Annotated in this window: 27 protein-coding genes, 3 tRNA genes, 1 pseudogene and 2 riboswitches; of the genes and pseudogenes, 18 read left to right on the forward strand and 13 right to left on the reverse strand. The window is 38.5% G+C overall.

What is annotated here, in order from left to right; genetic code table 11:
* The first annotated feature begins 44 nt into the window (after positions 1–44).
* The 3 genes and pseudogenes from ACXPAV_RS10435 to ACXPAV_RS10445 all read left to right on the forward strand — a co-directional run bounded on the left by ACXPAV_RS10435 (position 45) and on the right by ACXPAV_RS10445 (position 4572).
* Positions 45–1181 (forward strand): RNA-guided endonuclease InsQ/TnpB family protein, encoded by a 1137-nt coding sequence (locus tag ACXPAV_RS10435; protein ID WP_458003423.1) that lies wholly within the window; start codon positions 45–47, stop codon positions 1179–1181.
* 281 nt (positions 1182–1462) lie between these two features.
* Positions 1463–3241 (forward strand): annotated as a pseudogene (locus ACXPAV_RS10440) (molybdopterin dinucleotide binding domain-containing protein); the annotation flags it as partial.
* 99 nt (positions 3242–3340) lie between these two features.
* A riboswitch (TPP riboswitch) is annotated at positions 3341–3429 on the forward strand.
* 120 nt (positions 3430–3549) lie between these two features.
* Entirely contained in the window at positions 3550–4572 is a 1023-nt protein-coding gene (locus ACXPAV_RS10445; protein ID WP_458004424.1) for an ABC transporter substrate-binding protein, read from the forward strand.
* A gap of 54 nt (positions 4573–4626) precedes the next feature.
* Here ACXPAV_RS10445 and ACXPAV_RS10450 read toward each other — a convergent pair whose 3' ends face one another.
* Complete coding sequence (locus ACXPAV_RS10450) at positions 4627–5850, reverse strand: TonB-dependent receptor domain-containing protein (RefSeq protein ID WP_458004425.1); 1224 nt, start codon at positions 5848–5850, stop codon at positions 4627–4629.
* A 26-nt stretch (positions 5851–5876) separates the two neighbouring features.
* Between ACXPAV_RS10450 and ACXPAV_RS10455 the strand changes: the two genes are divergently transcribed.
* Entirely contained in the window at positions 5877–6110 is a 234-nt protein-coding gene (locus tag ACXPAV_RS10455; protein ID WP_458003424.1) for a heme iron utilization protein, read from the forward strand.
* 47 nt (positions 6111–6157) lie between these two features.
* On the opposite strand, the gene ACXPAV_RS10460 is transcribed toward ACXPAV_RS10455, so the two are convergent.
* The 3 genes from ACXPAV_RS10460 to ubiK form a co-directional block, all read right to left on the reverse strand.
* Positions 6158–6850: a metallophosphoesterase family protein gene (locus ACXPAV_RS10460; RefSeq protein ID WP_458003425.1), complete on the reverse strand. Its 693-nt coding sequence runs from the start codon at positions 6848–6850 to the stop codon at positions 6158–6160.
* A 6-nt stretch (positions 6851–6856) separates the two neighbouring features.
* Positions 6857–8119 carry a multifunctional transcriptional regulator/nicotinamide-nucleotide adenylyltransferase/ribosylnicotinamide kinase NadR gene (gene nadR, locus ACXPAV_RS10465; RefSeq protein WP_458003426.1) on the reverse strand — a complete coding sequence of 421 codons (1263 nt, stop codon included), beginning with the start codon at positions 8117–8119 and terminating at the stop codon, positions 6857–6859.
* 166 nt (positions 8120–8285) lie between these two features.
* The gene (ubiK, locus tag ACXPAV_RS10470) at positions 8286–8546 is read right to left on the reverse strand and encodes a ubiquinone biosynthesis accessory factor UbiK (RefSeq protein ID WP_039134815.1); all 261 of its coding nucleotides are present in this window, start codon (positions 8544–8546) and stop codon (positions 8286–8288) included.
* An 89-nt stretch (positions 8547–8635) separates the two neighbouring features.
* Positions 8636–8776, forward strand: a riboswitch (FMN riboswitch).
* Between the two features lie 149 nt (positions 8777–8925).
* On the opposite strand from ubiK, the gene ribB reads away from it, so the two are divergent.
* Positions 8926–9564: a 3,4-dihydroxy-2-butanone-4-phosphate synthase gene (gene ribB, locus ACXPAV_RS10475; protein ID WP_013746072.1), complete on the forward strand. Its 639-nt coding sequence runs from the start codon at positions 8926–8928 to the stop codon at positions 9562–9564.
* 133 nt (positions 9565–9697) lie between these two features.
* Here the strand turns inward: ribB and purB are convergent, their stop codons facing one another.
* The 7 genes from purB to mutY all read right to left on the reverse strand — a co-directional run bounded on the left by purB (position 9698) and on the right by mutY (position 14667).
* Complete coding sequence (gene purB, locus ACXPAV_RS10480; protein WP_335801321.1) at positions 9698–11065, reverse strand: adenylosuccinate lyase; 1368 nt, start codon at positions 11063–11065, stop codon at positions 9698–9700.
* 16 nt (positions 11066–11081) lie between these two features.
* On the reverse strand, positions 11082–11708 hold the full coding sequence (gene hflD, locus ACXPAV_RS10485) for a high frequency lysogenization protein HflD (RefSeq protein WP_039134832.1): 627 nt from the start codon (positions 11706–11708) through the stop codon (positions 11082–11084).
* Positions 11709–11865: 157 nt separating this feature from the next.
* Positions 11866–11941: transfer RNA gene (locus tag ACXPAV_RS10490), tRNA-Asn, on the reverse strand.
* A 4-nt stretch (positions 11942–11945) separates the two neighbouring features.
* Positions 11946–12021, reverse strand: a tRNA-Phe gene (locus ACXPAV_RS10495).
* A 145-nt stretch (positions 12022–12166) separates the two neighbouring features.
* On the reverse strand, positions 12167–13246 hold the full coding sequence (mltC, locus tag ACXPAV_RS10500; RefSeq protein WP_039084176.1) for a membrane-bound lytic murein transglycosylase MltC: 1080 nt from the start codon (positions 13244–13246) through the stop codon (positions 12167–12169).
* Between the two features lie 12 nt (positions 13247–13258).
* Positions 13259–13531, reverse strand: a complete 273-nt coding sequence (locus ACXPAV_RS10505) for an oxidative damage protection protein (protein WP_013746080.1) — start codon at positions 13529–13531, stop codon at positions 13259–13261.
* A gap of 5 nt (positions 13532–13536) precedes the next feature.
* Positions 13537–14667: an A/G-specific adenine glycosylase gene (gene mutY, locus ACXPAV_RS10510; RefSeq protein WP_458003427.1), complete on the reverse strand. Its 1131-nt coding sequence runs from the start codon at positions 14665–14667 to the stop codon at positions 13537–13539.
* A 134-nt stretch (positions 14668–14801) separates the two neighbouring features.
* On the opposite strand from mutY, the gene trmB reads away from it, so the two are divergent.
* Complete coding sequence (gene trmB / locus ACXPAV_RS10515) at positions 14802–15554, forward strand: tRNA (guanosine(46)-N7)-methyltransferase TrmB (RefSeq protein WP_458003428.1); 753 nt, start codon at positions 14802–14804, stop codon at positions 15552–15554.
* Between the two features lie 44 nt (positions 15555–15598).
* Positions 15599–15940: a YggL family protein gene (locus tag ACXPAV_RS10520; protein ID WP_065230745.1), complete on the forward strand. Its 342-nt coding sequence runs from the start codon at positions 15599–15601 to the stop codon at positions 15938–15940.
* A 56-nt stretch (positions 15941–15996) separates the two neighbouring features.
* Here the strand turns inward: ACXPAV_RS10520 and yihA are convergent, their stop codons facing one another.
* Positions 15997–16611: a ribosome biogenesis GTP-binding protein YihA/YsxC gene (gene yihA / locus ACXPAV_RS10525; RefSeq protein ID WP_458003429.1), complete on the reverse strand. Its 615-nt coding sequence runs from the start codon at positions 16609–16611 to the stop codon at positions 15997–15999.
* A gap of 5 nt (positions 16612–16616) precedes the next feature.
* A complete protein-coding gene (locus tag ACXPAV_RS10530) occupies positions 16617–17054 on the reverse strand; it encodes a DUF805 domain-containing protein (RefSeq protein WP_458003430.1) in 438 nt (145 codons plus the stop codon).
* Positions 17055–17298: 244 nt separating this feature from the next.
* Here ACXPAV_RS10530 and eno point away from each other — a divergent pair, with 244 nt between their 5' ends.
* The 11 genes from eno to ACXPAV_RS10585 all read left to right on the forward strand — a co-directional run bounded on the left by eno (position 17299) and on the right by ACXPAV_RS10585 (position 23652).
* Complete coding sequence (eno, locus tag ACXPAV_RS10535; RefSeq protein ID WP_039134845.1) at positions 17299–18600, forward strand: phosphopyruvate hydratase; 1302 nt, start codon at positions 17299–17301, stop codon at positions 18598–18600.
* A 207-nt stretch (positions 18601–18807) separates the two neighbouring features.
* Positions 18808–18883, forward strand: a tRNA-Ala gene (locus tag ACXPAV_RS10540).
* A 272-nt stretch (positions 18884–19155) separates the two neighbouring features.
* A complete protein-coding gene (locus tag ACXPAV_RS10545) occupies positions 19156–20364 on the forward strand; it encodes a tyrosine-type recombinase/integrase (RefSeq protein ID WP_458003431.1) in 1209 nt (402 codons plus the stop codon).
* Between the two features lie 243 nt (positions 20365–20607).
* Positions 20608–20919 carry a hypothetical protein gene (locus ACXPAV_RS10550; protein ID WP_458003432.1) on the forward strand — a complete coding sequence of 104 codons (312 nt, stop codon included), beginning with the start codon at positions 20608–20610 and terminating at the stop codon, positions 20917–20919.
* Positions 20831–21481, forward strand: a complete 651-nt coding sequence (locus ACXPAV_RS10555) for a hypothetical protein (protein WP_458003433.1) — start codon at positions 20831–20833, stop codon at positions 21479–21481. Before ACXPAV_RS10550 ends, ACXPAV_RS10555 begins: the two co-directional genes overlap by 89 nt.
* A gap of 188 nt (positions 21482–21669) precedes the next feature.
* Positions 21670–21855 carry a helix-turn-helix transcriptional regulator gene (locus ACXPAV_RS10560; RefSeq protein WP_458003434.1) on the forward strand — a complete coding sequence of 62 codons (186 nt, stop codon included), beginning with the start codon at positions 21670–21672 and terminating at the stop codon, positions 21853–21855.
* A gap of 46 nt (positions 21856–21901) precedes the next feature.
* Positions 21902–22060 (forward strand): hypothetical protein, encoded by a 159-nt coding sequence (locus tag ACXPAV_RS10565; protein WP_458003435.1) that lies wholly within the window; start codon positions 21902–21904, stop codon positions 22058–22060.
* Positions 22057–22317, forward strand: coding sequence for a hypothetical protein (locus ACXPAV_RS10570; RefSeq protein WP_458003436.1), 261 nt, complete (start codon positions 22057–22059; stop codon positions 22315–22317). The genes ACXPAV_RS10565 and ACXPAV_RS10570 overlap by 4 nt, the downstream gene beginning before the upstream one ends.
* Positions 22318–22320: 3 nt before the next feature.
* Positions 22321–22563 (forward strand): helix-turn-helix domain-containing protein, encoded by a 243-nt coding sequence (locus ACXPAV_RS10575; RefSeq protein WP_458003437.1) that lies wholly within the window; start codon positions 22321–22323, stop codon positions 22561–22563.
* A gap of 5 nt (positions 22564–22568) precedes the next feature.
* The gene (locus ACXPAV_RS10580) at positions 22569–23075 is read left to right on the forward strand and encodes a terminase small subunit (RefSeq protein ID WP_458003438.1); all 507 of its coding nucleotides are present in this window, start codon (positions 22569–22571) and stop codon (positions 23073–23075) included.
* Positions 23076–23298: 223 nt separating this feature from the next.
* Positions 23299–23652, forward strand: coding sequence for a DUF669 domain-containing protein (locus ACXPAV_RS10585; RefSeq protein WP_046097681.1), 354 nt, complete (start codon positions 23299–23301; stop codon positions 23650–23652).
* The last annotated feature ends 22 nt before the right edge of the window (positions 23653–23674 follow it).

Genomic DNA, 23674 nt, shown 5'->3' on the forward strand with positions numbered 1-23674 from the left:
AATAACAATATAAAATAGCACCATTTTTACACTCCTATTTTTGTATGTTACTCCGCAAAGCTTTTAAGTTCGAGATAATGCCCAACGGCGAACAAAGTCGCAAAATCAAGCAATTTTGTGGCTGTTGTCGTTTTGTGTTTAATCGGGCATTGGCGTGGCAAAATGAGCAATATCAACAAGATAATAATCAAAAATTCAGCTACAGTAAAATTGCCAACTTACTTCCGCAATGGAAGAAAGAGCTAATTTGGCTCAAAGAATGTCATTCGCAAGTGCTGCAACAGTCGTTAAAAGACCTTGAAAATGCGTTTAAAAACTTCTTTCAACAGCGTGCAGATTTCCCAAAATTCAAGAAAAAAGGCGTCAAAGAGAGCTTTCGTTTTCCACAAGGTTGCAAGTTGGAACAGAACAATAACCGCATTTGGCTACCCAAAATCGGCTGGGTCCGTTACCGTAACAGTCGTGAGGTCATAGGTGAAATCAAAAATGTCACTGTCAGCCAGAAATGTGGACGCTTTTTTGTCAGTATTCAGACTGAGTTTGAATATCAAATTCCAATACACAACGGCGGTGAAATTGGTATTGATATGGGCGTGGCACGATTTGCCACACTTTCAAACGGTGAATTTTTTGTGCCGTTGAATGTCTTTAAAACTTTCAAAGGAAAACTAGCGAAACTTCAACGCCAACTGAAAAACAAGGTCAAATTTAGCCGAAATTGGCAGAAATTAAAGGCAAAAATCGGCCAATTGCATCATAAAATCGCTAATTGTCGCAAAGACTTTTTGCACAAAATCTCAACGCACATCAGCAAAAACCACGCAATGATTTACATTGAAGATTTGCAAGTGGCAAATATGTCGAAATCCGCCAAAGGCACAGCAGAGCAACACGGCAAGAATGTAGCCGCAAAATCAGGATTAAATCGAGCCATTCTCGACCAATCGTGGTTTGAATTTCGCCGTCAGTTGGACTACAAAACCCAATGGCAAGGCGGATTTTTGGTTGCCGTTCCGCCGCAAAACAGCAGTCGGACTTGCCCTTGTTGTGGTCATATCTCAAAAGAAAATCGCCAAACGCAAGCACATTTTGAATGCGTAGAGTGTGGCTACACAGAAAATGCGGACGTGGTTGGTGCGATGAATGTTTTAGCGCGTGGGCGAGCAATCGTTCAGGCATAATGAAAAGCAGGCGAGGACATCGCCGTAGCGCTTGTGAAGTGAACCTCGTTAGAGGTCAGCAGCAAGAACCCACCGAGAGTAGCCCACGCAAGGCACGCAAGGCGTGGAAGCTGGTAGGAATCCCCGTCCTTTAGGGCGGGGAGGATGTCAACGTTGAACCACAACACCCACGCTTTGGTCAAGCATTGACAGAACAGGATCTGTTTGATGTTGCACCGGATGTGGAAGATAAAGTGGTAGAAAATTATGATTTAGTCAAAAATGCGGAAGATGCTCAATTTGTTGCCGCTAAATCGTCCGCAAAAGCGCAAATTTGGGTGGATGAAACCGTTATCTTAAAAGATGGCTCTGCTGTGGCAGTGAAGTTTGCCTTGACTCTATTAAAAGAGTCTTGCTTTGAACATACATTGCAAGAGTATGCAGTTTTGTGCGGAGTGCCGGTGGCAACAATCGAAGCTTTGGCAAAAGAATTTACTTCACACGGACATAAAGCGGTTGCCATTACTCACGGCGGCACAATGCAAAGCAATGGTTTTTATACCGCGTGGGCGATTTTATTGCTCAATGTGATGATTGGTAATATGAACAAGAAAGGCGGAATGAGTGTCAGCGGCGGTAAATTCAAAGATTTTGCGCCCGGTCCTCGTTACAATCTAGCGACTTTCCCGGATATGGTGAAACCAAAAGGCACCAATTTAGCGCGCAGTAAACGTGCGTATGAAAAATCAAGTGAGTTTAAACGCAAAGCGGCTCAAGGTTCACCTTATCCTGCACGTGCAGCCTGGTATCCCTTTGTTGGCGGTCAAATGTCGGAAATGATTACTTCCGCCTTGCAAGGTTATCCTTATTCATTAAAAGCGTGGATTAGTCATATGACCAATCCATTATATGGTTTAACTGGTATTCATCATATTGCTGAAGAGAAGTTACGTGATCCGAAAGTGTTGCCGTTATTTATTGCTGTGGACGCTTTTATGAATGAAACCACTGCGTTGGCGGACTATGTTGTGCCTGATACACATAACTTTGAAAGCTGGGGTTTCAGTACGCCGTGGGCAGGGGTGCCGACTAAAACTAGCACAGCACGTTGGCCGGTTATTCAATCTGCAAATGCTAAGAATGCCTATGGCGAAACTATCTGTATGGAAAGTTTTATTATTCACGTTGCTAAGGCAATGGGCTTGCCGGGATTTGGTGAGAATGCCATCAGCGATAATCAGCAGCAGACTTATCCATTAAACTGCAGTGAAGATTATTTCTTACGTGCTGCCGCCAACATCGCTTTTGACGGTAAACAGCCGGTGAATGATGCGACACAGGAAGATCGTTTATTGTCCGGTGTTGAACGCATTATGCCGTTGCTTAATAAAACCTTAAAACCGGAAGAAGTGTTGAAAGCCGCGACCGTTTTCTGTAAAGGCGGACGTTTTGCGCCGTTTAACAGTGCGTGGGACGGTGAAAATATGACAGCAAAATGGAAAGCGTGCTTGCAGGTGTGGAATCCTACGGTGGCAAAAGCGAAAAATCATCAAAACGGTGAGCATTATCACGGTTGCCCGAAATATTTTGCACCACAATTTGCGGATAACAGTGCCGTTGAAAGTCGTTATCCGAAAGCGGAATGGCCGTTTGCTTTGATGTCGTTTAAATCTAATTTGATGAGCAGCATTACTGCGTCATTGTTACGTCTTCATAGCATTAAACCAAGTGGTATTGTGGCAATGAACAGACAAGATGCGGTTAAATTTAAAATTGCTCACGGTGATTTGGTGGAATTGGTGACACCTGGCGGCAAAGTGAATGTGCAAGTAATGGTTATTGACGGCGTGATGTCGGGTACAATCGCGATTGAGCACGGTTATGGACATAAACAACTTGGCGCAACCGGTTATGAAATTGATGGCAAGGTGATTGCTGGCGATGAGCGCATTAAGCGAGGCATTAATATTAATGACCTTGGCTTGATTGATGATACCAAACAGATCGCTTCACCTTGGGTTGATTGGGTTTGTGGTTCAGCGGTGCGACAAGGATTACCGGCAAAAATCACTAAGATTTAATAATTACCCCACATAAACTTGATAGGGTACACTTCGGTGTGCCTTATTTTTGTGAAGGAATTTATTTGACATAAAAGTTTAACAAACTTTATACTTATCGAGAATTAGTCGGGGTGCTTTGAGGCTGAGAAAATACCCGTTAACCTGATTCAGCTAATACTGACGTAGGGAACTAATGCGAAATTTCTTTATATATTTCAATTTGATATTGGAATCTTCTATTTTATTTCTCCTCAGTTAGTCTCTTTATCAATTTCAAGGAAGTGTTTATGCAAATTTATTATTCTCAACAAAAATTTATTAAAAATATGTTATTAAAAACCCTGATTTTTTCTGGTTTATTGGTAATGTTTATGCCAGTTCATCAGGCAAAAGCTGAAGGTCAACTTACTATTTACTGTAGTGTTCAATATCGGGTTTGTGAAAGAATGACACAGATTTTTAGTGAAAAATATAATGTTGATGCGAAATTTGTACGTAACAGTACTGGTTCAACTTTATCTAAAATTAAAGCAGAAAAAACAAAACCACAAGGTGATATTTGGTATGGAGGTACGCTTGAACCACATTTCCAAGCTGCAGATTTAGGGTTACTTTATCCTTATCGTTCCCCCAAGCAGGCAGAAACTATTCCTCAATTGAAATCATTATTGGATAAGCACGGTGAATATACTTCAATTGGCTATATGATTGTGCTAGGAATGGGAGTAAATACGGAAAAATTTAAGCAATTAGGGATTAAAGAGTATCCGAAGTGTTGGAAAGATTTGATTGATCCGAAGTTTAAAGAGCAAGTACAAATGCCGGATCCGAGAAGTTCCGGTACGGGTTATACTTTTATTGCAACATTGGTACAGTTATTTGGTGAAGATGAAGCATTCCGTTATTTGAAAGCTTTGCATAAAAATATTTCAAATTATGCTCAAAGTGGAACAGAAAAAACCAATCTTTCGCGAGGTGATGCTGCGGTAACTGTCGGTTTTATTCATGGCTATGAGACTGAAAAAGAAAAAGGCGCACCGGTTAAAGCAATTTTACCTTGTGAAGGGGATAGTTATTCTTTAGGTGGTATCAGTATTATCAAAGGCGCACGTAATTTAAAAAATGCTAAATTATTTATGGATTGGGCATTGAGTGCAGAAGCACAGGAAATACCGTGGCGTAAGGAAAAAATGTATCAAATTCCAACTAATATTTACGCAGAAGCTTCTCCAAATTCAGCTGATCCAAAGAAATTACATTTAATTAATTTTGATTTTGATCGTTTCGGTTCGGATGAAGAAGGTAAACGTTTAATAAAGAAATGGCTTGATGAAGTGAAATTGAAATAGATCACGTTGGAATGGGAACGAGAGATTGAACACTCGTTCCTTTTTTAATGACATTTAGAAGTAGTAACTTACACCAATCTTCACATTGCGACCGGTTCCTTCCATTGAGTTAAATGCCGGTAAATAGCGTTTATCAAACAAATTATCAATGGCTAAATCAATACGGATATTTTTTAAACTGCCTGATAACGGTGAAAAACTTGCCGTTAAATCCGTTAGTGTATAACTCGGGTAAGAAGGCGATCCTTGAGGAACACGACCTTGTTTAGCATAGTAACTGATTCTTACCCCTAGCTTGAGTGCGTTTGCGAGTAAAGCATAATCAATAGAGGCTGAATATTTATCAGCGTTGATGTTTTCTAAATATTCCCCACTATTTTTATTTTTACCGTGTGTTTGACCATAACTGAATGCAAAAGAAAGATTGTCTATGCTGTATTTGCCTTCTATTTCAAACCCACGCAAACGAGCGTCTGCAATATTACGATATTGCGAAAGATTCGGCATAAGATTAAAAGCACTATTCGGATGCGAATAGTAGGTTTCGAGATTAATGAGATTTTTCACATCATTTTGGAAAAAGGTGGTGGTTAATTCCGCTTTATCATTTTGTGTGATTAAATTATTAAAATGAAAATATGCTGAAATTTCTTTATTTTTTGCAACCTCAGGTTTCAAATTAGGATTAGAGACAAATTTATTTGAGGTTGCTCGACTACGACTGCTATAGCCAAAATGGTTTCTGGAAGTAAATTTTTCTTGTAATGAAGGAGCTCTGAATGCTTCATTATAACGTGCGGAAAGATCTAACCAATCTGTAGCTTTCCATAACAACGTTAAAGAAGGAGACCAGCGATGTTCCGAATAATTTCCTTGGCTTTTTTCTTTGCTTCGATAATTGTCATAACGAATACTTGGTGATAGTACTAATTTATCATTAAATATTGGAATATAGCTTAATAAATAAGTGCCAACTACATCTGATTGAGCATTATAGCTATTAGGGCGGAATAAACCGGCTTCCGTTTGATTGGTTTGTCGAAATGTTTTTGCTTTATCCTGATAATAATCAATTCCATAGGTTAATGTGATGTAATCAAATGCACTGCTGTTTTGTAGGTTAAAGCCCCAAGTCGAGAATTTTGTTGCGTCATGGAGATAATTATCTATTTGATCTTCTAGCTCTTTTGTGTTGTTGTGATAGAGTGTAAATTGGGTATCGATATATTTGGAGTCAGGATTAAGACTATAGTTTAACTGGATGCTGCGATCTGTAATTTTTTGCCCGTTGTCGTTTTAGTGCAATGGCGAAAGTTGAGGAAGTTGTTAAAGACAGTGAAAAATGGATAGTAGGAACACAATTATTACAACAACGGCATGGCAACGTTATGTCGGAATTGGCGAAATTTCAAGATTTTTCGCTGTTTCACTTAATTCCGCAACAAGGGTTATTTGTAAAAGGTTTTGGGCAAGCTTTTGAAGTAAAGCCGAATAAGCAAATTGATGTGGTTCACCTCGATCAAGGTCATATTAAGTAAAAAGTAATAAACCGTGCTTGTGTGATAATTTGCGGCAAATACAAGCACTATTTTTCCCTATCATCTACTCCAATCAATAAATATTCCCCCTCTATATCACTTAAACTGCGAAAGCCAATATTAAAAATTTGATATGGACGAGGGCGGGTTTTAAGTGCCGTGTAATTAAAATTATCGTGGTGATGACCGTGAAAAATTTTTTTCACCCCCATTTTTTCTGCAAGTTGATTAATAACAGAAAAACCAGAGGGATGAGGTTTTGGCGCTTCGTGACAAATAAGGATATCCGCTGTTTGCTGTTCCAATAATTCAAAATCGGAAGGAAAGATGGAAGTACGATGACGTAACGGTAAACCACCTTGCCAAATTTTTTCTTGTGAACAATATTGGCAATAGTGGATTGGATCAAAAAATAGTGGTTTATTTGGTGGCATCCAGATCTGACCTCGGAAAACACCACCTAACCCAGCAACTTTAACTCCTTCAATTTCTACCACTCGACCGTGTAGATTCCTACTTTTCCATTCGCTATCCCAAATCGCTTTAAATGCTGCTGGTGTTTTACTATCGTGATTACCGTGAATAAACCAGAGGTCGCAATAATGTGCTAGTTTATCTAGCTCTCGACAGTCAGTAAGTTGAAGATCACCCAAGATAATCAATGACACAGATTGATTACCCTGAATAAATGGATAAAGATGTTCAAATGAACCGTGGGGATCACCAGCGAATAACAACATTAAGCTCTATTTCTCCTTGTACTCAACGGAATCATAAACTGATTCGTCATTTAAGATGCGTTCCACAATTTGTTTTACCTGAGCATAACGTTCTAAATAGCTAGGAGATTCAATTTCAATATAAGGGACGTTGTATTTTTCCAATAATTTCTTTAATAGCTGTTGAAAACGTTGGCGTTGTTGTTGAGTGCCTAAGCTACGCATACCGTCATCGACCCATTTTGTATTATTATTTAATAAAATAGTAACATCAAAAGGATACTCTTTAATCATTGAATCTAAGAATGGATGCGCTTTACCTTCGTACTGAATACAAAAAGCTTGTGTAGTAATAAAATCAGTATCAATAAAAGCAATTTTATTGGCGTGGCGTAATGCGTAATCGACATAATGTTGATGGCCAAGCGCCATTAGTGGATAGTCTGAATATTGCATAGCCTGTTCATTACCACCCAGCTTTTCAAAAACAAATTCTCTACCATATTCCCAAGCAGAAGTTGTATTGAAAACAGCAGATAACTTATTCACTAGAACAGTCTTACCACTACTTTCTCCGCCTAAAATAGCGATAGTTTTGGCAAAGAATGGACGCACTTCTTTCGGGATAAATTTCCAGTATTGGAATGGATGGGTGCGGATTTTGGTTGCAGAAACATTAAAAAATGTACGTTCTGGATCAACTAGCACAACATCTAAATGCAAATATTTTTCGTAAGGTTCTTTATCTTGCGGTTCACTGGTGAAAACCACGCTTGGATTAAAATGTTTATCGCTGAATAATGCTTTCACACGACCTGACCAAGCCGGCCATCCGTTTGGATAGGCGGGTATGCCATCTTCGATTAAATTATGAATAAAAATTTGTTTCTGTTGATATTTGAAGATCTGTTGCATCCAACGTAAACGATCCTGCACAGTTGGCATTTTCTTCATTTTACTGTCGTAGTAAAGTTTTAAATCACGCTCTGTGTCACTGCAAACTACAATATGTAATTCATCCACCTTGCTGAAGGCTTCATAAATCATATTAATATGACCGGTATGAACAGGATAAAATTTTCCAAAAATAACACCTACTTGTTTATTAGGGGTATCGGTGATCTGCAAAGCGTGATGAATGGCATTTAATTTTTTTGCACTCGGATTTTGAATTTTACCACCGACGAGTTGATTATAGTACGCGCGAGTTACTTGTGCTTTTTCACATACTTCCGCAACCTTCATTCCCAATTGTTTGCGTTTTTGTTGTAAATAAAGAAAATCAGTCATTTTCTGCACCTTATAAATAGAATATCAGAAAGTTGAAACTCAGCGCTGAAATAATTTATGCGCTACAACAGATTTATTTATTGTTATCTTTTTTAACAGATAATACAAATTATCATTAACAGAGAAAGTTAAGTAATAATTATTATGTTTTATTAAAATGATAAGATTATTTTGGCTCAACATCATTGTGTTGTTGCAGTAAGGCGTCAACTCTAGCCTCTAAAGCTGTTAATTTTTCACGAGTACGCAATAAAACTTGAGTTTGTACATCAAATTCTTCACGTGTCACTACATCAAGTTTAGCTAATTGTGCCTGCAAAACTTGTTTTAATTTTGATTCAACATCACTACCGATATCTTTAATGCCTTGTGGTAAATTGTTCTGAACTTGTTGAATAATCTCTTCTATTTTTTTTGGATTTAACATATGTACCCCACTAAATTTTTCTTGGTTAATTGTAGGGGAAAAAATAGAATTTTACTAGGCAAGTATCTGTTTTTCTTTTATACTTTCTTTCGCATTCTCAGGGCGGGGTGAAATTCCCCACCGGTGGTAAACGAAAGTAAGCCCACGAGCGTTCATATTTTTTATGAAGTCAAGCAGATTTGGTGAAAATCCAAAGCCGACAGTAACAGTCTGGATGGTAGAGAATCGCGGTATTGTTGTAATAAGTGAGTTATGTATTATTTATGTAATTCGCTTTTTAATTACGTTTAAAAACGCATTATTGTAATGTGTCTTACCGTATTTCCCTCAAGCCCTGATTCTAGTAGCGAAAAATATCAAATTAACAAAGGAAATTACTATGAATCAGTCAATTCTTTCTCAATTCGGTACGCCGGAACAACGTGTTCTTAATGCAATTTCTGCTTTAAAACAGGGCAAAGGCGTTTTAGTGTTGGATGATGAAGATCGTGAAAATGAAGGCGATTTGATCTATCCGGCGGAAACGATTACAAAAGAACAGATGGCGAAATTAATTCGTTATGGCAGCGGTATTGTGTGCCTTTGCATTACGGATGAATTGTGTAAAAAACTTGATTTACCGCCAATGGTTGAACATAACACTAGTGTTAATCGCACCGCATTTACCATCACCATTGAGGCGGCAGAAGGCGTGACTACCGGTGTTTCTGCTCAGGATCGTGTTACCACAGTAAAAGCGGCGGTGGCAGATAATGCTAAACCGAGCGATTTACATCGTCCGGGACATATTTTCCCATTACGTGCTAATGATAAAGGGGTTTTAGGTCGCCGTGGTCACACGGAGGCTTCTGTGGATTTAGCCGAAATGGCAGGTTTTAAACGCGCCGGTGTGATTTGTGAAATCACCAATGATGACGGCACAATGGCAAGAGCACCGGAAATTGTTAAATTTGCTTTAGCTCAAGGCTATCCGGTGGTTACTATTGAAGATTTAGTGGCATATAAACTTAGCCATTAATTGAGCAATAGTGAGCTAAAACAGAATAAAGAGTAGAAAGGATACGGCTAGCGTATCCTTTTTTATTATGACAAGTCCTCCAATACTAATAAAACCAAACTAATCCTAGTTTGGTTTTATTGTGGTTATCGGTTTAAAACGCTTCGACTAATTGTATTGCGGCACCGATATAGGTTGCCGGGGTGAGTTGTTTTAAACGAGCCTTTTCTTCTTCAGGAATGGCTAAACCATCAATGAATTGTTGCATTGTTTGTTGATCCACACGTTTGCCACGAGTCAATTCTTTTAGTTTTTCGTATGGTTTTTCAATGCCGTAACGGCGCATAACGGTTTGGATCGGTTCTGCTAATACTTCCCAGTTCTGATTGAGTTCAGCCAATAAATGAGCTTCATTCACTTCCAATTTACTGATACCTTTGAGAGTGGATGCATAAGCAATAGCACAATAACCTAATCCTACGCCGAGGTTGCGTAATACAGTAGAATCGGTGAGATCACGTTGCCAACGAGAAATAGGTAATTTTTGTGCCAGATGTGTCATTAATGCATTCGCTATGCCAAGATTTCCTTCTGAATTTTCAAAGTCAATTGGGTTGACTTTATGTGGCATAGTTGAAGATCCAATTTCGCCGGCAATAGTTTTTTGTTTGAAGTGGTTTAAGGCAATATAACCCCAAAGATCACGGTTGAAATCAATGATAATCGTGTTGAAACGAACAATACAATCAAAAATTTCGGCGATATAATCGTGCGGTTCGATTTGAGTAGTATACGGGTTCCAGTCAATACCTAAACTTTGTACAAATTGTTGGCTAAATAAGTGCCAATCTATATTCGGATAGGCAGACAGATGGGCATTATAATTACCGACGGCTCCGTTAATTTTTCCTAAAATTTCTGCTTTTTGCAGTTGTTGGTATTGACGTTGTAAGCGGTATGCCACATTTACCATTTCTTTTCCGACTGTTGTTGGGGATGCTGGTTGTCCGTGAGTACGGGAAAGTAAAGGGATTGTTTTATAGGTTTCGGCTAATTTACTGATTTCATTGATTAATTTTTTCCATTCCGGAAGAATAAATTCTTCTCTGGCAGTTTTTAACATTAAGGCGTGAGAAAGATTGTTAATGTCTTCCGAAGTACAGGCGAAGTGAATAAACTCACTGATTGCAGCGAGTTCAGGTAAGGCTTGGCATTTTTCTTTTAAGAAATATTCAACCGCTTTCACATCGTGATTTGTGGTTGCTTCGATCTCTTTGATGCGTTGTGCATCCTGAACATCAAAATTGGCAATAATATTGTTTAAGTAATCGATTGCTTTTTTTGATAAAAGAGGAACTTCCTGAATTGCTGTCGTTTCAGATAATTTTTGTAACCAACGGACTTCAACAGTTACTCTGAATCGTAATAGACCATATTCGCTAAAGATTGGACGTAGTGTGTCGGTTTTACTTTGGTAACGTCCGTCAAGTGGGGAAAGTGCGGTTAAAGCATTGAATTGCATTGAATCACTCCGTTATTTAAAGGGATGAATAGAGTTGTTGGGCAGCTTGTACCAGCTTCTTCCTGAAAAAGAGCAATTTCCATTTTGAACCACCGAGCTGCCGCCATAATACAGCAGAGCGGATACCGGCCAGTAAACAAGCTCGGATTTTGTTTTGGATATCCGGTTGTTGTAAATAAGTGGGCAACCCTTTTACTTGAATCTTGGCGCCTAAGGGGCTGATAAGATCGGTGTAAATACCTGCTAATACAGCTAACATTGAGTTTTCGGTCAATCCGTCATGGAAAGAGAGCTGAGTTGGTAAATATTTGACTCTTTCAGCAAGCTGCTGCTTGTTAGTGGCATTATCATTAAGTTTATGTTCCAATGCCAACAAACTGAGCCAGTAGCGGCTTAATTCAGCATCTAACCGCCCTTGTTGATTATTAAGCTGTTCAAGTAGTGTGGTTAAACCTAACTTCAGGTTTTCCAGTTTACCGCCATAGATATCGAGGATTTCTTTTGGCTGTGTCACTAGTAATGTTTGTAAACTAACCAACAGCTCCTGTTCATTGGTTTGTCCTTGGTGAGCGAGTTGTTGAACTAATTTTGCTGATTGGCAAACGCCTGCCAGTGCAAGTGCTAAATCCGCATAATTGACCATAACAGCGAGAAACCTTTACTCGTTAATTGATAAATATGATGGAAAACAGGAGGCAAAATATATCATTGTTCGTTATTTTTTGAAAGTTATCAATTTGCCTTGATTTGATAAAAATTAAAGGCTGTTACAACATGAATTGTAACAGCCTTTTGGAATTTGGCTCCTCCTGCTGGACTTGAACCAGCGACATATGGATTAACAGTCCACCGTTCTACCGACTGAACTAAGGAGGAATAGTGGTGCCCAGAGGCGGAATCGAACCACCGACACGGGGATTTTCAATCCCCTGCTCTACCGACTGAGCTATCTGGGCAACGTCTTAGTGGTGCGTATTAAACGTTTTTTTGTGTTTCAAGTCAACCACTATTTTGAAAAAATTTTCTTTTTTTCTCACGTTAGCCGTTTTTCTATGCAAAACGTGCAAAATTAATACGCAATAACGTAAAAATTAGCCGATTTTAACGAATAACTCGATAACTTTTTTGCGCTTTATCCACTTTAATTAGGTAATTTCTTGCTTGTGCTGATGGGTGTTTTGTTGTCAATATTCTATAAACTTGTTCAGGTAATAAGCGATTAATCTTATTAACTGCAACATCTTTATCATCATCAAAAATACGTAACACAGCACCGGCACCACCGTTATAAGCGGAAATTACGGCAAAGCGGCGTGAAGTCGGATCGGTAATGCCCACCAGATATTTATTTTGTAGTAGCCATAAATAAGAAACGCCTGCATCGATATTTTTAAATGGATCGAATAGGTATTTCTTAGAAGGTAGTCCGCTTTTCCCTTTCATTCGGAATACATCACGTCCGGCAGTGTGAGGCACCACCTGCATCAAGCCCATTGCGTTGGCATAACTGATTGCATAAGGGTTGAAACTGGATTCTGTCTGCATAATACCGAGAATAAGGCTTTCATCAATGTTGTAATGACGAGCAGCTTTGCGGATAAACGGCAAATATTTTTGCGCACGAATCGCAACGTGGTTGGCAATCATTGGAATCACGACAAATTGCACGATATGCCCGTTGCTTAAACGGCGACTTTGTAGCTTGTTATTAATTAAATAATCGGCGAAATCAGAGGCAACGGCAACATTCGGAATGTTGGCACCTCTGTGGTCAATAACCTGCCCGAGAAGGAACGGTCGGGAACTGATCGGCACATCACCATCGGCAAAAAGGTCGATACCGTTTGCATCTGAGCCCATCAATAACGTATGCACAATGGCATTTTTTAAGCGTGCCAAACTGGTTTGTGATTCAATGGTAATCACACCCTCATCAAAACTGACGTGGCTACGAGTGTAGTATTTGTCGGTATATTTAACGTAATCTTTACGGCTGGCGACCAGCAATTCATTTACTCCCCAAATTCGGTCGATATTGTGGGAGAACTGACCGGTTAGAATATCCAATGCTCGAGTATCTTTCGCAAAGGCATCATCGTAATCAATGCTGTCGCTATCATAAGAAGAACCACAGCCGGCTAAAAATAGAGCCACTGTGGTCATAATAAAATAGTGTTTAATCTTCATTTTTGCTTACTTTGAAGGGGGAACATAACCTTCGATATGAACATCTTTGCCTTCAAATAAAAAATTCACCATTTCCTGTTCCAGCAATTTGCGATGTTCCGGATTCATCATATTGAGTTTTTTTTCATTTACCAGCATTGTCTGTTTTTTGAGCCATTCTGACCAAGCTTGTTTGCTGATTGAGTTGAAAATACGTTTTCCTAATTCACCGGGATAGAGTTGAAAATCCAATCCTTCGGCTTCTTTTTGTAAATATTCGCAGAAAACAGTTCTTGCCATAACTATTAGTCCTCATTACTTCTTACATTAAAAATTGCTTTTAACTGCGTTAATAAGTTCTTCACAGGTGTTGCCAAACCAATTTTAGCTGGCGAAAAATCGGCTAAATCATACCAATATTCGTTGTTGTTTTGTACTGTTTGCCCATATTTTGCCACCGTTTCCGCAACATTTTTTACTGCTAATGTTGATGTTGAGTTATTTGTTACCACTATCGGGTGAATATCCAAATGAAAATGGCTGAAAGTATGACGAAATGTAGGCAGCCGCTCCAATAATTGCCAATGACATTGTTGCAAAATGTGTTGATATTCCGCTTCAGTTTCCACTTCGGGAAAACAGTATAACCCACCCCATAGACCGTGATGCGGCCGTTGTTGCAGTAAAGCTTTTCCCTGTTGGACAAATAATAAAAAATAACGTTCTCGCACAGGCAAGGTTTTTTTCGGCTTTTTACCGGGATAATTTGCCCAACTTTGCGCTTTTCCGGCGGTACATTGCTGTTGTAGCGGACATAAACTGCATTTCGGTTTGCTGCGCGTACAGACCATTGCACCAATATCCATCATTGCTTGATTAAATTCAGTAACTTGCGTTTTCGGTGTAACTTCGGCACTTAATTGCCATAATTTTGTTTCTACCGATTTTTCGCCCGGCCAGCCGTCAATCGCAAAACAACGGGATAAAACCCGTTTAACGTTGCCGTCTAAAATAGGGAAAGGGGCATCCAAACAAGATGAGAGAATCGCACCGGCGGTGCTTAAACCAACGCCCGGCAGCGCCAACACCTGTTCAAATTGTGTTGGAAATTCGCCTTGATGTTGATCGCGAATTTGTTGTGCCGCTTTGTGTAAATTTCTGGCTCGTGCGTAATAGCCTAACCCGGTCCAAAGATGTAGAACTTCGTCTATCGGCGTATTTGCCAATTCAGTAATGGTTGGAAAACGCTGAATAAATTGCTGGAAATAGGGAATGACGGTGGTGACTTGTGTTTGTTGTAACATAATCTCAGACAGCCAAACACCGTAGAGTGATTTATTCTGTTGCCACGGCAACGTTTTTCGTCCATATTTTTGATACCAGTGCAGTACATTTGATGCAAAAGGCGCTGCGGGCGTTGATTGGGCTTGCCACATTGGTTATACCTCTTCAAAAATTAAGGAGGCGAGTTTAGCACAAGCAAAATAATTAAAACATCACAAAATTGGTAGATTATCAGGTAAAATAGGGCAGTTTTTCTTAATTATCACTTTATGTATTCCCAAAATTTATGCAACAGAATAATTTAAATGATCTTGCGGAACAAAAACGAAAAGCAGTCAATACCGCAGAATTTACGGAAGATGGACGTTATAAACGCAAAGTTCGTAGCTTTGTATTAAGAACTGGTCGCTTAAGTGATGCCCAAAAAAGAGCAATGAATGATAATTGGTCGGAATTTGGTTTAGAACATCAAGCAGATCAGTTTGATTTTAAAAAGATTTTTGATAATGATCAGCCAGTGATTTTGGAAATTGGTTTCGGAATGGGGAGTTCGTTAGTAGAAATGGCGAAACAAAACCCGAATAATAATTACATCGGCATTGAAGTGCATACGCCCGGAATAGGTGCTTGCATCGCTTATGCGCTTGAACAGCAGGTGCGTAATTTGCGAGTGATTTGCCACGATGCTATCGAAATTTTACAGGATAATATTCCGGATCAAAGTTTGTCTGGTTTGCAGCTGTTTTTCCCTGATCCGTGGCATAAAGCTAAACATCATAAACGCCGCATTGTACAACCGCAATTTCTTAAGTTGGTGATGCAAAAATTGAAAACCGGCGGTTTTATTCATATGGCGACCGATTGGGAAAATTATGCAGAACAGATGTTAGATGTTTTGAGTCAAGAAGAGGAGCTAACAAATACATCTGCAACAAATGATTTTATTCCGCGTCCGGATTTTCGCCCTTTAACCAAATTTGAACAACGTGGGCATCGGCTTGGTCACGGGGTTTGGGATCTCTATTTTGTTAAGAGATAAATTTTTTAGTTGAATGATTAAAAACCAGTAACTGAGGAGAAAATATGGCGTATCAACGTAATCGCAGACAGCGTAAAAAAATGCACATTGCAGAATTCCAAGAATTGGGATTTTTAGTAAATTGGCAATTTGCAGAAAATACTTCCGTTGAGGAGATTGATCAAACAGTAGATCGCTTTATCAATGAAGTGATTAAACCTAACGGTCTTGCTTACGAAGGCAGCGGCTACTTACATTGGGAAGGCTTGGTTTGTTTGGAAAAAATCGGCAAATGTGATGAAAGCCAGCGTCAACTTGTTAAATCTTGGTTGGAAAATAACGGATTGCAACAAGTGGAAGTAAGTGAATTATTTGATATTTGGTGGGATTTTCCGGTGAAAGCTTAATTTTTACTGTAATTTTTTGATTGTGCAACGAGCTACGTTGCACAATTTTTTTATGGCTAAACATTATTCACTGAATACCATTCATCCAGTTTCTGTGCCAATTTATCCACGCCTAATCGATTTTGTGACGAAAATACCTCAACTTGAATATCGCCTTGAAATGGTAAAATCGCTTCACGCACCATTCTAACCTGTTTACTGCGTTCACTTTGGCTGACTTTATCCGCTTTAGTTAGCAGCAGGAGAATTGGCAAATTGGCGCTGACTGCCCATTCAATCATCTGTTGATCGAGATCTTTCAATGGATGACGAATATCCATTAAAATTACCACGCCGCCTAAACATTGGCGTTGTTGCAAATATTCACCTAAGGATTTTTGCCACTGTAATTTTACATTTTCCGGGACTGCTGCGTATCCATAACCGGGTAAATCAATAATTTTGCAATTTTCGCTCACTTCAAAAAGATTGATTAATTGCGTACGTCCGGGAGTTTTTGAAGTTTTCGCTAAATTTTTTTGGTTTGCTAATGTATTTAATGCAGTGGATTTGCCTGCATTGGAGCGCCCGGCAAACGCAACTTCAACTCCGGAATCGGCTGGAAGTTGCCGAATATTAGCAGCGCTCATTACAAAGTGCGTTTTATGGTAATTGAGTTTGAACGTTGTCATTGTCATTATCCTTTTTTAAATCGAATTGTTTCACCTTGATCGCCGTAACGGTTAGCTTGTGCTTGCCCGACAAATACGCCCCATTCCATCAGTAGCATAGCGAATACAAAAATCGGAAACAGTTGCCCTAATAATAATTTCATAAAACCTTGGCTATAAGGCGCAATCAAAAAACAGCCAATCGGCGCTAGAAGAATTGCTAGTGCTTTGGCGGAGCGACCGCGGTCGTGCAAGCGTTTCACGATAATCGCAAGCCAACAGTATGTGATCAATAATAATGGCAATATTGCGAAAATTGCAGCAGTTTTTTGTTGAAACAGCAACGAAATAGGCAATAAATTGGCAACCAATAATAAGAAACTGGCACAAATACCACTGCCAATCCAGAACCCCTGTCGATTCAATCTGCCGTTAAATGTGAAAAAAGCTTGGGTAAAATACATAAATTTGCGCTTAAAAAGAGGCTATTTTGAGATTTTGTCGCCATTATACAAGAAAAGAGTCAAAAATGTTAAAAATCGCCGATTACGGTAAAAAAAGAGCCTCTATTTTTGTTGAGTGAGAAAATCTTAATTGTGATCAAGTTCACATCATTTTTTACAAGACAAATTTTTAAAATCGTTTTAATATTAGCGCGGTTTTTTGATTTCTATCTTTGAAAATTAACTTAAATGTGAGGAAAAACAAATGGCAAAAATCGTTAAAATTCTTGGCCGTGAAATTATTGATTCTCGTGGTAACCCAACCGTTGAAGCGGAAGTGCATTTAGAAGGCGGTTTCGTTGGTCTTGCAGCTGCTCCATCAGGTGCATCAACAGGTTCACGTGAAGCATTGGAATTGCGTGATGGCGATAAATCACGTTATTTAGGTAAAGGTGTATTAAAAGCAGTTTCAAACATCAATGATGTTATTGCGCCGGCTTTATTAGGTAAAGATGCAACTCAACAAGCTGAAATCGACCAAATTATGATCGATTTGGACGGCACAGAAAACAAATCTAAATTAGGTGCGAATGCGATTCTTGCGGTTTCTCTTGCTAATGCAAAAGCGGCAGCAGCATCTAAAGGTTTACCACTTTATGCGTGGATTGCTGAATTAAACGGTACTCCAGGTCAATATTCAATGCCATTACCAATGATGAACATCATCAATGGTGGTGAACACGCAGATAATAACGTTGATATTCAAGAATTTATGATTCAACCGGTTGGGGCAAAAACTTTACGTGAGGCACTTCGTATCGGTTCTGAAGTGTTCCACAACTTAGCGAAAGTATTAAAAGCGAAAGGTTTAAATACTGCAGTTGGTGATGAAGGTGGTTTCGCACCTAACTTGGCTTCTAATGCGGAAGCATTGGCTTGCATTAAAGAAGCTGTGGAAAAAGCAGGTTATGTATTAGGTAAAGATGTTACTTTAGCAATGGACTGTGCATCATCTGAATTCTATAACAAAGAAACCGGTATGTATGAGATGAAAGGTGAAGGCAAATCATTCACTTCTCAAGAGTTCACACACTACCTTGAAAAACTTTGTGAAGAATACCCAATCAAATCTATCGAAGATGGTCAGGATGAATCAGACTGGGAAGGCTTCAAATACCAAACAGAAGTTCTTGGTGACAAAATCCAACTTGTTGGTGATGACTTATTCGTAACTAACACTAAGATCCTTAAAGAAGGAATCGAAAAAGGTATCGCTAACTCAATCTTGATCAAATTCAACCAAATCGGTTCATTAACTGAAACTTTAAATGCGATTCGTATGGCGAAAGAAGCCGGTTATACCGCAGTAATCTCTCACCGTTCAGGTGAAACCGAAGATGCAACTATTGCAGATTTAGCAGTTGGTACAGCAGCAGGTCAAATCAAAACCGGTTCAATGAGCCGTTCAGACCGTATTGCAAAATATAACCAATTAATCCGTATTGAAGAAGCATTAGGCGATAAGGCACCGTTCTTAGGATTAAAAGCGGTTAAAGGTCAGGCTTAATTTCTGATTCTGAATTATGAATGACGAAACTGCACCCTAAAAGGTGCAGTTTTTTATTGGAATAAGCAGAATAACTGTGGTTAATGATCAGGAAATGCGATAAGTATGAGATTTAAGCAAAAAAACGAAAATCTGCCGTTTCTGATTAAATCTCGTTGACATCAATTCAGCGTGCCATTAATATTAGCAACGTTTCACATCGATCGTGGGGATATAGCTCAGTTGGGAGAGCGTTTGAATGGCATTCAAAAGGTCGTCGGTTCGATCCCGATTATCTCCACCAAACAAATAAATCACACTAACCCACCATAACTCACAAACCCAATAATACCAAGACTTGAAAGCACTTTTTATCAATCAGATTAAATCACAATAAATCACCATAACCCAAGATTTTAGTAACACATTTAGTAACACGGAATTATAATAGCTCAATAGCGTGTTACTAAAATTTAGATAAATCCATATATAACAATGATTTATATAATATCGTGATTTAGTAACACGGAATGATAGACTTTGAATTGTGTTACTAAAACTTGATTAATCTTAAATATGGCAAGGCTAACAACACCACTAACCAATACACAAATTGAGAAAGCTAAACCATCCGAGAAAGAATATAACTTAGCAGATGGGAAAGGTCTTTATTTACGTATAAAGCCAACGGGTTTAAAGATATGGCTTTTTAATTACTATCACCCTCTAACAGAAAAGAGAACTAATCTAAGTATTGGGCGTTATCCTGAAATATCATTGGCACAAGCAAGAGCAGCTAGAAATGAGTTTTTAGCATTATTAGCAAGAAAGATCGATCCTAAAGCCTACTATGAGCAACAAAAGCAGGAACAGCAATTAAACAGACATAGAACTTTTTTAGCTATTGCCGAACAATGGAAAGCGAAAAAACAAGGCGAGATTGAGTTAAAAACATTAGTGAAGTATTGGCGTAGTCTTGAATTGCATATTTTTCCTTTTATTGGGAATTACTTAATTAATGAGATTTTGCCGACAGTTGTTATTCCGCCGATTAAACGAGTTGAGGAAAGAAATAACATTGATATGGCTCAACGCTTATGCGGTTATATTAATGAAATCTTGAATTTTGCAGTCAATAGCGGACTGATAGCATTTAATCCTTGTTTAAAGATAGGAAAGACATTCAAGCGTGTTTCTAAGCAGAATAATCCTCGTATTAGTAGCGAAGAATTACCCGATTTTATTCAAGCTATAGAGCAAGCTCATATAGAGCCACAAACAAAGAATTTAATTTATTTCCAAATGCTCACAATGACAAGACCAGGCGAAGCGAGTGGGGCAGAATGGGGAGAAATAGACTTTAAAGCTAAGTTATGGACTATTCCAGCTGAAAGAATGAAAGCGAGAGAAAAGCATATTATTCCATTATCTAAACAAGCCATTGCAATTTTACAACGCCAGAAAGAAATAACAGGTCAATTTAAATATGTGTTTACAAAATATGGCAACAATAACGAGCCAATGAACCCGAGTAGTGCAAATGTGGCGATTAAAAGAATGGGCTATCAGGGTAAGCAAACCGCACACGGTTTAAGAGGGTTAGCAAGGACTTATTTAGCTGAACAAAATGTTATACACGAACACGCTGAAGCCTGCTTAGCACATAAAACAGGGGGAAATGTAAGCCTAGCCTATAATCACGCTACCTATTTAAAACAGCGTAAAAAAATAATGCAATTATGGGCGGATTATGTTGCCAAATGTTCCACTATTAAGGTTATTTAATCATCAATGCCACCATTAGAATAACACTGTAAAAATAAACAGTTTTTAATGTATAAAATTACAGTATTTGCCGTTGACTTCATTTCTCTGGTATGGAATATTGTGTTATACAGATTTAATCTGATTTAACTTGAATCAGTGCAACTAGATACGGCGTAATTAACCGCATTGAAAAGAAAGTAACCCTATTTGCTTTTCTGTTGCACTTCCACCAACAAATAGGGCAACGTATAGGGGCGGTTTATGGCAAAGCCACAATCTTATTATAATTCATTGCCTGAATGTTCAATTATTGATTATGAAGTAATACCATTACCAGAAGCCGCCTTATTATGGTGCGGAGTTGAGTTTAAAGACTTATCTGGCGAAGTACCTTTTTTGACAAATATTTCACAAAGCATATATAGACACCCTTATATTCCTTGCTTAGAAAAGAAAACAAGAGTTTTAAACCGAGCTATTAACAATGGAACCTTGCGAGCCGTTAGAGAACACGGAGAGGGGGGGCGAAAATGGCGATCACGTTGCATATGCAAGGCGGCATTTTTGGATTAAGGATTTAAAACAATTTATTACAGATAATTACCCAAATGACCGACCTAAAACAATTTTTTTTGAAGAAGAGCTAAGACCGCAAATTGATATTGCAGAATATGAGCGAATGAATAACGAGTATCAGAAGTTTTTAGCAGAAAATACTAATCTACAAGCAAAAATAAATGAATTACAAATTTCACTGGCTAGTAAAGATAGTTTTCTCAGGGATCAAGAATTAGCTATACAATCTTTATCTTCTCGATTACAACAAGCAATAATGGCACAAAATGACGCGGAAGAAAGACTAGAACGAGGGCGAAAACTTTATAGTTGCTTAAGAGCGGAGTATGAAACTATTATTTCTAATTCTAGCGACATAAACACAACCACCGCACTATATTTAATTGGTGAAATGATAAGCGTATTAAAAAATCCAATCTCACCAGCTAAAAAATGGACTCAAAACGACATTATAAACGCTATATTGCAAGCTAGAGTAAACGCCAGTAGAAAGGTGCAAGGCTTAGAACAACGAAAAATAGAAGAATATTTTGCAGAAGCAAATAAAAAACTCAAGTAAATTGCCAATCTTAATACTCAATTCCCTATAAAATCATTAAAAATCAATTAATTATTTTTGCAGCGAAAATTTATTTTTCGTTGCGATGACTCATTTCTTTTAATTTTCCATAATCCCCACCAAGCCCAAGACTTACGAGGGTGAACCTAGATTGATATGTATCACTACCACAATTAAGAGATGGAATTATGGAAACAACACACATTCAAAAATATTACAGCATTAAAGAATTAACCGATTTAGGAATAGGATCACGCTCAACGATAGATCGCCTTGTTAAAGCTGGAAAATTAACACGGATTAAATTAGGTAGCTCTACCCGTTTTTCTGCTGAAGATGTTCAGAAATACCTATCACAACAAACTAATAAATAATCCACCAACAAACCGAACCGAATAAACCAGATAGAGAAAGGGGAAAATGCGAGCAGAAATAGCAAAAAGGAATTTACTTAATATCGCTATCAAGCATTACCTAGAGAATAGCGAAATTATGCGATTTATGAGCTTACAAGACGATAACGAACCTTACCCAAGTGAAACCGCTTTAAATTTCTACCGACAAGGAGCAACACAATGAACGACTATAAGCCAACCCTACAGGACGCAAAAGAACAGATTGAAACGTTATTGGCGATGGTGGAAAACGCTACAGAGGGAAATTATCCACGTTGGAAGCATACAACAGATGGCACGACTCACACCGACACACCAGAACAGTTTTTAGAGTTTGTTCACGAGCGATTAATTTACATTGATATGGATATTGAGAAAGTGCAGCAACAGCTAGCGGTAATTGTAACCCCTATCACGCCATTTATCGCAATTAAGGAGTAAACAATGACAATTAGCAACACTTCACTACACACGCAACGAATAGCCATATTAAACCGATTAAAAACGGGGTCTTGCTCAACGTTAGAATTTAGGGCGATGGGAATTTGTAGCCCAGCTCCACGAATTATGGAATTGCGGTCTAAAGGTTATGACATTTCCACCACCACAAGGGACGAAGTGGATCACGCAGGAGTTAAACACAAAGGCATAGCAGTTTATACCTTACACTCACAGGCACAGGATTAACCACAATGACCGAAAAACTAACGCCAAAACAAGAAAAATTTTGCCAGTTATATCTTGAGTTAGGCAACGCAAGCGAAGCCTATAGGCAGGCTTACAATGCGGAAAAAATGAAGTCTGAAACCATTAACACCAAAGCAAGCGAATTATTGCATAACGGTAAGATCGCGGAAAGGGTAAGCGAACTTAGACAATTACATCAAGAACGGCATTGCCTAACCGTGGATAAAGTTATTTTTGACCTACAAGACTATTTAGCGGTTTGCACGGGTAAAAAGCCGATCACCACCACCGCGATTATAAAAAACGCCCAAGAGGGAACCGCCAACGCCGTAAACGTTGAAGCCTTTATTTTTGAACCCACAGGAGCAAATAAAGCCCTTGAGCTACTTGGCAAGCATTTAGGAATGTTCAGCCAAAAAGTGGATTTAACCTCAAGCGATGATGCGATAAAACTAGGCTCATTAAGAGATTTATTTTTAGATGGCACAGAAGAGGGGAAGCAAGAGCAATAGACAAGCGAGGCTTTACCTGAACCCCAAAAAACGCCCTCAAGGGGAGGGCAAGAACAAAGATTAACTTTAACTTTTAGGAAAAAATAATGAAAACTCAAACTAATTATAGCCAAAATATGAATTTCGTTCATCAAAATTTTAAACATTATCAAGCCTATTTTAGAGCAAATATTAGTTTATGTTAAAATATTAACAATATTCAAATACTCACGGGAGCGTTTCTATGATTGTAAAAGGCAATAAACATCATATTGTCAAAAGCGGTAGATACTCCGCAAAACTTACTGAAGTTAAGACCGTTCAAAGCGGATATGGTGAAAGAATAGCATTCATCTTTGAAATTATTGAGGGAATATATCAAGGCGTTAAATTAGCCCGAACTTGTACCCCAATACTAAAGCCTAACAGCAACTTAACTGAGATCATCCAAAGTCTAAACCACAAACCACTTTCAGCAGAGCAAATTTATGACGGTATTGACGTCTCTCAATTTCAAGGCAATGAATATCAGATTAGAGTTACGCAACGAGAAAGCAAAAACGGCTTTTACTACAGCCACATTGAACAAATAATCTAGTTGGTAGCTACACTTTTAACAT

Source organism: Gallibacterium sp. ZY190522 (assembly GCF_054166015.1).